This window comes from Achromobacter dolens (genome assembly GCF_902859745.1).
Classification (GTDB): domain Bacteria; phylum Pseudomonadota; class Gammaproteobacteria; order Burkholderiales; family Burkholderiaceae_B; genus Achromobacter; species Achromobacter dolens.
Genome location: NZ_CADIJW010000061.1, coordinates 20,620 through 30,694, shown reverse-complemented (window position 1 = coordinate 30,694; position 10,075 = coordinate 20,620). Strand labels below are relative to the sequence as shown.

Here is a 10,075-nt window from a genome sequence, read left to right as displayed (position 1 = left end):
CGCCATGGCCACGCCGCCGCACGGCACCGGGGCCACCGCCACCAGCGCGCGCACCCGCTCGGGCGCCAGCGCCGCGACCCGCTCGATCGCCATGCCGCCCATCGAATGGCCCACCAGGCTGAAGCGCTCGAACCCCAACGCGTCGGCCAGCGCCAGCGCGTCGGCGGCGATCTCGTCGATCGAATGTTCGCCGGCCGCCTCGCGCATGCCGCCATAGCCGCGGTAGTCCATGAAGACGTAGCTGAAGTCCGCGCCCGACAGCCAGGGTTCGATCGGCTCGAAGGCGTGCGCGTCGCCGAACCAGCCGTGCAGCACGATGACGGGATGCGGGCCGTGGCCCACGCGATGGAAAGTGTTGGCCATGTCGGCTCCTGGAGTGTGACGATGCGCCGCAGGGCAGCGAACGCGATGGACAATGGCGGCATCGTAGGCCGGGCGCCGGCGGCCCGCCTTCGATATCGGGTCATTCACTGTAGAATCCAGGCCATGCGCAATACCCTGGTCGATCCCTACGAGGACATTCCGCGCGACGTGGTGGTGACGGCATGCGACTACCCGGCCGGCCTGACCTTCCCGCTGCACGCCCACCGCCGCGGCCAGTTCGCCTACGCCGCGCGCGGCGCCATCAGCGTGGCCACGCCGACGGGCCGCTGGCTGGTGCCGCCGCAACGCGCCTGCTGGGTGCCGGCGGGCATGGATCACCAGATGACCATGAGCGGCGCGGTGACCATGCTCAACACCTTTCTCACCGCGCGCGCCGCGCAGGCCCTGGGCCTGCCCGCCGAATGCCGGGTCCACGCCGTCTCGCCGCTGCTGCGCCACCTGCTCGATGAAGCCATCGACCTGCCCGCGCTCTACGACCTGGACGGCCGCGCCGGCAAGCTGATGGCGCTGCTGGCGGCCGAAATCGCCGCCATGCCGGCGCTGTCGCTGCACGCGCCGCTGCCCGCCGACCCGCGCCTGGCGCGCGCCTGCCGCGCGCTATGGGCGGCGCCGTCGATCACGACGGACCTGGACACGATGGCGGCCGCGGCCGGCATGAGCCGGCGCACCTTCACCCGCCAGTTCCGCGCCGAAGCCGGCATCAGCTTCGGCGCCTGGCGCCAGCAGGCGTGCCTGCTGGCCGCGATCGAGCGCCTGAGCCAGGGCCAGCCCGTGACCCGCGTCGCGCTGGACCTGGGCTACGCCAGCGCGAGCGCCTTCACCAGCGCGTTCCGGCGCGCGCTGGGCCAGGCGCCCAGTGCCTACCTGGCCTCGAACGGCCGCCCCGCCTGAGACAACCGGGGCCGTCCCGCTCAGGTCTCGTAGGCGATGCGGTAGCCGTCGCCCTGGCGCGCGATACGGGCAAAGCCGGGTTCGCCGAGATGCATGCCGGCAACCAGGAGTCCGTCCGCGCTGACGATGTCCAGCAGCGCCGAGCGCGTGTTGGCGGCCAGGGTCGGATCCTGGTCGAAGGCGATCGACACATCGGGGCGCGCGATCTGGATCTGCGGAAAATGCACGATGTCCCCCCAGACCAGCACACTCCGTCCGTCGGACTCGATACGGAAGCCGGAGTGCCCGGCGGTATGCCCCGGCAGGGGCACCGCGTCGATGCCGGGCAGGACCTCGCGGCCCGTGAACGTGCGCATCCTGGCTCGATACGCGCCGAACACCTCGCGGGCGAACTGGAAGTTGCCGCGTGCGCGCTCGCTGGCCCGCGCGAGATTGCCATCGTCTTGCCAGAACGCCACCTCCCGCGCATGTACAACCAGCTCGGCCCGCGCAAAGACTTCCCGCCCCGCGGCATCCAGCAATCCGCCAATGTGATCGGGATGCGCGTGGGTCAGCAGCACCGTATCGACGTCGCCGGGTTGCACGCCGGCCAACGCCAGGTTGGCCAGGAGCTTGCCGCCCCATTGCTTGAATCCGCCCGCGCCCGCATCGATCAGCAGCGTGCGGCCCCTGCCCCGGACCAGATAGCCATTGATATGGATGGCGCCGGGGTCGGAGACGCCCGCGTCGCGCTGCAGCTTGGCGGCATCCTCCGGGTCGATGTTGGAGAGCGATTCAAGGGCGGCGGACAGGTATCCGTCACTGATGGCGGTGATCGAGAACTCACCGATCCGCAGGCTTGGCAAGGTCATGGGTTGCATGGCGATCCTCCAGAATGCTCAATGGCGCGCATGGATGGCTCCTGCCGCATGGCCGAAGCAGCGGATGCGCGCGGTCAGCCCCGTGATGCGCAGGATGGCCTCATCCAACCCCGCCATGAAGGCCTCCATCACGGCGGGCGGGCGGAACGGTTCGAGCCGGAATTGGACTTCCGCGAATGCCGGAAGCCCGCGCCCGGGGTGAACCGCCAGGTTGATGATGTGCACGTTCTCCAGCGCCGCGCCGAGCACGTCAACGCACAGCCCCGTGCATGCCTCGGCCAACTCCGCCAGATCGCGGTCGGCCGGCATGCATGGCGCCGCGAAGAAAAATGTCACGTTGGGCATGGCGGCGCTACTTCGACGCATCGCGGCCGGCCCCGCGCGCATTCGCCAACTGCGCCGTCATCGGCGCATAGCGGTGCACGCCGGACGGCAGTGCGGGGGCTTGGCCATCCGCGCCGCGCGGGCACTTCGCCAGCCACCGGTGCCCGGGCGATTTGTCCAGCGCCACGGCGTGCATGGCGGCGGGCGTCAGGCCCAGCGCGACCAGCGGCTCGGCGCCGACGTCACTGACCAGCAGGGTTTCGTCCGCGGCAATGGCGGGGGCTCGCGCCAGGCCGGCATAGAGATTGCGGTGCCAGTCCGTGATGTGCGGCTGCCATCGGGCGAAGTTGCCGCCGCCCTTCTGCCGATACTCCTCGCCGAGCAACACCTCGAGCCCGTCGATCGAATGGACGGCGAGGTAGGTCGGGCAACCCGGGCTCAGCGCCTGAAAGCGCTGCGAGGTCTGGAAACCGCTTACGGAAATGAGCGCGGGCAGCTTTTTCAGGCTGTAGAAATCATTCCAGGCCCCTTCGCTGGCGGGGTCCGAGAAACTGCATTCGACGGTGTAGATCATGGGTTCGGTCGCGGCCGGCCATGTTTCGTGCCCGGCGCCTTGATTGAGGTTTCATCATGGTATGGCCTGAAAAAGACGCCATAAAACGATTTTTCGGTATGCTTCATTGAGCAAACATCAAGGCAAACCGGAACTCGCCCCATGCGCCGCAGGATTCCCAGCAATACTTCCTTAATGGCCTTCGAGGCGGCCGCCCGCCATGGCAGCTTCGCCCGCGCGGCCGACGAACTGGCCGTCACCGAAGGCGCCATCAGCCGCCAGATCGGCCGGCTGGAAGCCTTTCTCGGCGTTCCATTGTTCGAGCGGATAGGTAACCGCGTCCGGCTGCTGCCCAACGGCGCGCGCTACGCAACCCAGGTGCGCGAACTGCTCGACCGCCTGGATCGGGACAGCCAATACCTGATCGGGCAACGGCAGGACAGCGCCAACCTTGACATCGCCACGGTGCCCACCTTCGCCATGCGTTGGTTGATTCCGCGCCTGCCGCGATTCCAGCGGCAGCACCCGAACATCGCCGTGCATCTGGCCGAGCGCCTGGAGCCGTTCGCCCTGGCCGGCAGCGGGTTCGACGCCGCGATCCATTTCGCGCATCCGGCCTGGACTGGAATGCATACGCAGCATTTGCTCGACGAAGTGCTGATCCCCGTGTGCCATCCCGCGCTGGTGGAAGGCGACGCCGGCCCGATGGCCCTGGACGCCCTGCCGCGACTGCATCGGCGGCAGAATCCGGACGCCTGGCAGCGGTATGCGCGGGAAACCGGCATCCCCCTGGCCAACGCGGCGCTGGGCGTGCGCTACGACCTGCATGCCATGCTGATCGAAGCGGCATTGGCCGGACTGGGCGTGGCGCTGGTGCCGCGCCTCTACGTGGAAACCGAAATCGCCATGGGCCGGCTGGTAGCGCCATGGCCCCAGGCAAAAACCGTCTCCAAGGCCTTCTGTCTGGTCCTCCCCGAACCGTTCACCCTGAGCCCGCCCCCTATCCAGGCGTTCACCGAATGGCTAAGGCAAGAAGCGGGTAACGCGGCAGCAGCCGGGCCGTAGGACGCCGCTCCCATCGCGCGACGGCGCCCGCCCAAAAAAGAGGGTGCCCGAAGGCACCCTGAATCCACCCTACAACAGCACTACAACTGCAACTGCACAATCAAGCCCGTCCGGCTCAGGCGGCCTTCTGCTCCTTACCGTGCTCGAACTGCGCCTCTTCGGTCGAGCCGGTCAGCGCGGTGGTCGAGGACTGGCCGCCCTCGATGGTCTGGGTCACGGCGTCGAAGTAGCCGGTGCCCACTTCGCGCTGATGCTTGACCGCGGTGAAGCCCAGGTCGGCGGCGGCGAATTCCTTCTGCTGCAATTCGACGAAGGCGCTCATCTGGCGGCGGGCGTAGCCGTGGGCCAGCTCGAACATGCCGTAGTTCAGCGCGTGGAAGCCGGCCAGCGTAATGAACTGGAACTTGTAGCCCATGGCGCCCAGCTCGCGCTGGAACTTGGCGATGGTGGCGTCGTCCAGGTTCTTCTTCCAGTTGAACGACGGCGAGCAGTTGTACGCCAGCAGCTTGCCCGGGAACTGGCGATGGATCGCGTCGGCGAACTTGCGGGCGTATTCCAGGTTGGGCGTGGAGGTTTCGCACCAAATCAGGTCGGCGTACGGCGCGTAGGCCAGGCCGCGCGAGATCGCCTGGTCAATGCCGGCGCGGGTGCGGAAAAAGCCTTCCACCGTGCGCTCGCCGGTGATGAAAGGACGGTCGTTCTCGTCGACGTCGCTGGTCACCAGGTCGGCGGCGTCGGCGTCGGTGCGGGCCAGCAGCACGGTGGGCGTGCCCATCACGTCGGCCGCCAGGCGCGCCGAGACCAGCTTGGCCACGGCTTCGCGGGTCGGCACCAGCACCTTGCCGCCCATGTGGCCGCACTTCTTCACGGACGCCAACTGGTCCTCGAAGTGCACGCCCGAGGCGCCGGCCTCGATCATGGCCTTCATCAGCTCGAAGGCGTTCAGCACGCCGCCGAAACCGGCTTCGGCATCGGCCACGATGGGCGCGAAGAAATCGATGTAGCCCTCGTCGCCCGGGTTCTTGCCTTCCATCCACTGGATCTGGTCGCAGCGGGTCAGCGAGTTATTGATGCGGCGCACGACCTGCGGCACCGAGTTGGCGGGGTACAGCGATTGGTCGGGGTACATCTCGCCGGCCAGGTTGGCGTCGCCGGCCACCTGCCAGCCCGACAGGTAGATGGCCTTGAGGCCGGCCTTGACCTGCTGCATGGCCTGGTTGCCGGTCAGGGCGCCCAGCGAATTGACGAAAGGCTCGCTGTGCAGTTGCTCCCACAGGCGGGTCGCGCCGCGGCGGGCCAGGGTGTGCTCGACGGCGATCGAGCCGCGCAGGCGGATGACATCCTCGGCGCTGTAGTCGCGCTTGATGCCCTGCCAGCGGCTGTTCTCGGCCCAGTCTTTCTGCAGATTGCGGATTTCGGTTTCGCGGTGGCTCATGGTCATGCTCCTTGGTCTATGGCTGAAAAGGCAAGAAAACTTCGGGGTTGCATTGCGTGAATCGTTGGAGAAAGTCTATGCCTGTGCTGCGGAGCAATGTGGCCGCGCCTCTTATATAAGAGGAAAAATATTATTTATATAAATCAATAAGTTATTTCTCTCATTCCGCATTACGGAACGCAATTGTCATCCGTGAAATGGCCTCGCGCGGCGGCGCAGCACGGACTTTCACATGCCGGGAGCGGCGTTTCATGATGCGAAAAATAGGCCCTTCGCAACCGCCTACAATGCGGTCATCTCCACGTTTTCAGACGACCTTTCCATGACGCTGTCTCACGGCCCGCTGGGCCAGAGCGTGACCTACGTCTCGCAATACGACCCCTCGCTGCTGTTCCCCATCGCCCGCGCCCACAACCGCGAGGCGCTCAACCTGGCGAGCGGCCCGCTGCCGTTCACCGGGGTGGACCTGTGGAACGCCTATGAGTTGTCCTGGCTCGACGCCAAGGGCAAGCCGCGGGTGGCGATGGCCACGTTCTCGGTGCCGGCCGACAGCCCCAACATCATCGAGTCCAAGTCGTTCAAGCTGTACCTGAACTCGTTCAACCAGACCCGGCTGGTCAACTCGGCCGCCCTGCGCGGCCGCCTGGAACGCGACCTGAGCGCCGCCGCCGGCGCGCCCGTGGGGCTGGACTTCATCCTGCCGCAGCGCTTTGGCGAACTGCGCATGGGGGAACTGGACGGTATCTATATAGACAAGCTCGACATCGAGATCGACACCTACGAGCCGGCGCCCGAGCTGCTGCGCACGCGCGCCGGCGACGTGGTCGAGGAAACCCTGTGCTCGCGCCTGCTCAAATCCAACTGCCCGGTGACCGGCCAGCCCGACTGGGCCAGCGTGCAGGTCCGCTACCGCGGCAAGCCGATCGACCGCGAGTCGCTGCTGCGCTACGTGATCTCGTTCCGCCAGCACGCCGAGTTCCACGAGCACTGCGTGGAACGCATCTTCACCGACATCATGCAGGCCTGCGCGCCCGAGCAACTGACGGTCTATGCGCGCTACACGCGGCGCGGCGGGCTGGACATCAACCCGTGGCGCAGCAACGTCGAGACGGCGCCGCCGGCCGACGTGCGCACGGTGCGCCAGTAAAAACGGTCGTCGTCCGCCCCGAGGCGAACGACGCCCTTCACAGGCGGCGCCCCCCTCCTCTACTTCACGAACGGCGCCGGCCGCGGCGTGTCGTCCGCCGACGGCGGCAGCAGCGGGTACTGGATCGCCGGTTGGTCGCCCGTCAGGGTCTTCAGGAACGCCACGATCTGCGCGTTCTCGTCCGGCGTGAAGGTGCGGCCCAATTGCAGGCGGCCCATCACGTCCACCGCCTGCGTCAAGGTGGCGGCCTCGCCGTCATGGAAGTACGGATAGGTCAACGCCACGTTGCGCAGCGTCGGCACCTTGAAGTTGAAGCGATCGGCGTCCTTGCCGGTGACGGCGGCGCGGCCCTCGGCCTTGTTGTCGGTCTGGTACGGCGCCACCAGCCCCATCTTCTGGAACGAGTTGCCGCCCACCGCCACGCCGTTGTGGCACGCCACGCAGCCGCTGTTCTTGAACAACGTGTAGCCGGCCAGTTCCTGGACGGTCAGCGCCTTGTCGTCGCCCTTGAGCCACTGGTCGAAGCGCGAGTTCGGCGTCACCAGCGTTTCCTCGAAGGCGGCCAGCGCGCCCGTCACCTCGTCAATGGTGATGCCGTCCTTGCCGAACACCTGCTTGAACTCGGCGCGGTAGCCCGGAATGGAATTGAGCACCTGCACCGCCAGTTCGTGGGTGGAGGCCATTTCCATCGGATTGGCGATCGGGCCGCCGGCCTGCTCGCGCAGGTCCTTGGCGCGGCCGTCCCAGAACTGGGCGATGTTCAGGCTGGAATTGAGCACCGTCGGCGAGTTGATCGAACCCTGCTGCCACTTGTGGCCAATCGACGCCTTCAGGTTGTCCGAGCCGCCCATGCCCAGGTTGTGGCAGGAATTACAGGAGATCGCGCCCGAGCGCGACAGGCGCGGGTCGAAGAACAGCTTCTTGCCCAGTTCCACCTTGGCCGGGTCCTTGACCACCGCCGCCTCGATCGGCTGGATCGGTTCCTGGCGAGGCGCACCCGACGCCTGGCCCGCCCACAGCGCAATGACGACACCCGCCGCGAGCATCGCGTGCTTCTTTCTCATGGCTTTCTCCTGTTGAATAACCTTATCCATACAAAGGTCATTACATCGGAGCCGGCCGGCGGGCGGCTTGCGATGCGTCAAGGGCGCCGGCGCGTCGGCGCGCCCCGCAACGGCGGCTTGACCTGACGCAATCCGAATTGACTGCCTCGATCCGCCAGGCCGGCGGGCCGCGCGACCCGATCGCGTCAGTCGTTGGCGTCGAGCTGGCGCAGATGCGCCTCCAGGAAATCCACGCACACCCGCACCTTGGCCGAGGCGTTCAGCCGCGCCGGGTACACCGCCCAGATGTTGGCCTCCTGGCGGTACTGCGGCAGCACCGGCACCAACTTGCCGGCGGCGATCAGCGGGCCCACGTCCCAGGCCGAGCGCAGGATGATGCCGCGGCCGTCCACCGCCCACTGCACCACCATCTCGCCATTGTTGGCCGACAGCGGTCCGCGCACCTTGACGGTGTGCTCGCGCTCGCCGCGCCGCATGCGCCAGACGCCGAAGGGATGGTCGCGCTCCTTGATCACCAGGCAGTCGTGCGCGGCCAGGTCGTCCAGCTTGCGCGGCGCGCCGCGTTCGGCCAGGTATGACGGCGCCGCGCAAAGCAGCCTGTGGTTGGCGGCGAGCTTGCGCGCGATCACGTGCGGCGCGATATCGTCGCCGACCCGCACGTCCAGGTCGTAGCCCTCGGCGGCCACGTCGACCAGGCGGTCGAACACCTCGAAGCGCACCTGCACGGCGGGATGGCGCGACACGAACGCCGACAGCGCCGGCGCCACCACCCGCCGCCCGAAGCCGAAACTGCTGCAGATGCGCAGCAGGCCGCGCGGTTCGCGGCGCGTGACGCCGACTTCTTCGACCAGGTGCTCGACGTCGTCAAGAATGCGCTGGGCCCAGTGGTAGACGCGCTCGCCCGCCTCGCTGACGACCACGCGCCGCGTGGTGCGATGGAACAGCGGCGTGCCGAGGCTGGCCTCGAGCAGCCGGATGCGCTTGGTGACGTAGGCGGCCGACATGCCCAGGTCTTCGGCAGCGCGCGAAAAGCTGGAGGCGCGCACCACCGCGTTGAATACGCGCAGGTCGGCGGGGAGCAGGTCATTATTCACGATTCGTGCAGGGTAATTTCACGCAGTAGCCCATTGTAGATGGACTGTGGGGACACCTACCATGGCTGCCATCCCCTGCAACGCGCCCGACGGCGCGGCGCGGGACGCCCTTCCCCTTTTCTTTTCAGGTTCCGCATGTCCCACGTCCACAAAATCGCAGCCATCGCCGGCGACGGCATCGGCAATGAAGTCCTGCCCGAAGGCCTGCGCGCCGTTCAGGCCGCCGCCCGCCGCTTCGGCCTGGCGCTGCAGATCGACACCTTCCCCTGGGCCAACTGCGAGTACTACGCGCAGCACGGCGAAATGATGCCGCCCGACTGGAAGGAACAATTGCAGGGCTACGACGCCATCTTCTTCGGCGCGGTCGGCTGGCCCGCCACGGTGCCGGACCACGTGTCGCTGTGGGGTTCGCTGCTGAAATTCCGACGCGAGTTCGACCAGTACATCAACCTGCGTCCGGTCCGATTGTTTGAAGGCGTGCCGTGCCCGCTGGCCGGCCAGCGCCCGGGCGACATCGATTTCTTCATCGTGCGCGAGAACACCGAAGGCGAATACACCAACCTGGGCGGCCGCCTGTTCCCCGGCACCGAGCGCGAGATCGTGATCCAGGAATCGGTCTTCACCCGCCACGGCACCGACCGCGTCATGCGCTATGCCTTCGAGCTGGCCAGCCAGCGCCAGCGCAAGCAGCTCACGATCGCCACCAAGAGCAACGGCATCGCCATCAGCATGCCCTGGTGGGACGAGCGCGCCGACGCCGTCGGCCAGCAGTACCCCGACGTCAAGACCGACAAGCAGCACATCGACATCCTGGCCGCGCGCTTCGTGCTGCAGCCCCAGCGCTTCGACGTGGTGGTGGCCTCCAACCTGTTCGGCGACATCCTGTCGGACCTGGGTCCGGCCTGCACCGGCACCATCGGCATCGCGCCCTCGGCCAACCTGAACCCGGAGCGCGCCTTCCCGTCGCTGTTCGAGCCCGTGCACGGCTCGGCGCCGGACATCTACGGCAAGGGCATCGCCAACCCCATTGCCATGATCTGGTCGGGCGCGCTGATGCTGCAGTTCCTGGGCAGCCAGGACGCACACGACGCCATCCTGGCCGCCATCGAACACTGCCTGAAGAACGGCCCGCGCACGCCCGACCTGGGCGGCCAGGCCCGCACCGAGGACATCGGCCGCGCCATTGCCGCCCATATCGAGGCGCAAGGCTGATCCCGGGCGCGGCAAGCGCTCTCCTTCCCAAGACGGCGGCAAACCC

The 10,075-nt window shown here is 67.5% G+C and carries 11 protein-coding genes; 4 read left to right on the top strand and 7 right to left on the bottom strand.

All coding sequences use genetic code 11. From position 1 onward, the window contains the following. A partial coding sequence (locus tag HV783_RS26295) for an alpha/beta fold hydrolase (protein ID WP_175190167.1) occupies positions 1–363 on the bottom strand: 363 nt, incomplete at its 3' end. A 123-nt stretch (positions 364–486) separates the two neighbouring features. Here HV783_RS26295 and HV783_RS26290 point away from each other — a divergent pair. After that, on the top strand, positions 487–1,275 hold the full coding sequence (locus tag HV783_RS26290; RefSeq protein WP_116792118.1) for an AraC family transcriptional regulator: 789 nt from the start codon (positions 487–489) through the stop codon (positions 1,273–1,275). Between the two features lie 20 nt (positions 1,276–1,295). Here HV783_RS26290 and HV783_RS26285 read toward each other — a convergent pair whose 3' ends face one another. The 3 genes from HV783_RS26285 to HV783_RS26275 are packed head-to-tail and all read right to left on the bottom strand — an operon-like array spanning position 1,296 to position 3,033. Then, complete coding sequence (locus HV783_RS26285; protein WP_054503215.1) at positions 1,296–2,135, bottom strand: MBL fold metallo-hydrolase; 840 nt, start codon at positions 2,133–2,135, stop codon at positions 1,296–1,298. 18 nt (positions 2,136–2,153) lie between these two features. After that, positions 2,154–2,480, bottom strand: a complete 327-nt coding sequence (locus HV783_RS26280) for a hypothetical protein (protein ID WP_063581311.1) — start codon at positions 2,478–2,480, stop codon at positions 2,154–2,156. Positions 2,481–2,487: 7 nt separating this feature from the next. Then, positions 2,488–3,033 carry a sugar ABC transporter gene (locus tag HV783_RS26275; RefSeq protein ID WP_175190166.1) on the bottom strand — a complete coding sequence of 182 codons (546 nt, stop codon included), beginning with the start codon at positions 3,031–3,033 and terminating at the stop codon, positions 2,488–2,490. A gap of 141 nt (positions 3,034–3,174) precedes the next feature. Between HV783_RS26275 and HV783_RS26270 the strand changes: the two genes are divergently transcribed. After that, positions 3,175–4,077 carry a LysR substrate-binding domain-containing protein gene (locus HV783_RS26270; protein WP_054503218.1) on the top strand — a complete coding sequence of 301 codons (903 nt, stop codon included), beginning with the start codon at positions 3,175–3,177 and terminating at the stop codon, positions 4,075–4,077. 115 nt (positions 4,078–4,192) lie between these two features. Here HV783_RS26270 and aceA read toward each other — a convergent pair whose 3' ends face one another. Then, positions 4,193–5,512, bottom strand: a complete 1,320-nt coding sequence (gene aceA / locus HV783_RS26265) for an isocitrate lyase (RefSeq protein WP_020929020.1) — start codon at positions 5,510–5,512, stop codon at positions 4,193–4,195. A gap of 322 nt (positions 5,513–5,834) precedes the next feature. Between aceA and queF the strand changes: the two genes are divergently transcribed. Further along, entirely contained in the window at positions 5,835–6,659 is an 825-nt protein-coding gene (gene queF / locus HV783_RS26260) for an NADPH-dependent 7-cyano-7-deazaguanine reductase QueF (protein ID WP_054503219.1), read from the top strand. Positions 6,660–6,718: 59 nt separating this feature from the next. Here the strand turns inward: queF and HV783_RS26255 are convergent, their stop codons facing one another. Beyond that, complete coding sequence (locus tag HV783_RS26255; RefSeq protein WP_049072765.1) at positions 6,719–7,723, bottom strand: cytochrome-c peroxidase; 1,005 nt, start codon at positions 7,721–7,723, stop codon at positions 6,719–6,721. 185 nt (positions 7,724–7,908) lie between these two features. After that, on the bottom strand, positions 7,909–8,817 hold the full coding sequence (locus HV783_RS26250; RefSeq protein ID WP_006384814.1) for a LysR substrate-binding domain-containing protein: 909 nt from the start codon (positions 8,815–8,817) through the stop codon (positions 7,909–7,911). Positions 8,818–8,952: 135 nt separating this feature from the next. Here HV783_RS26250 and HV783_RS26245 point away from each other — a divergent pair, with 135 nt between their 5' ends. After that, entirely contained in the window at positions 8,953–10,029 is a 1,077-nt protein-coding gene (locus HV783_RS26245) for a tartrate dehydrogenase (protein ID WP_175190165.1), read from the top strand. The last annotated feature ends 46 nt before the right edge of the window (positions 10,030–10,075 follow it).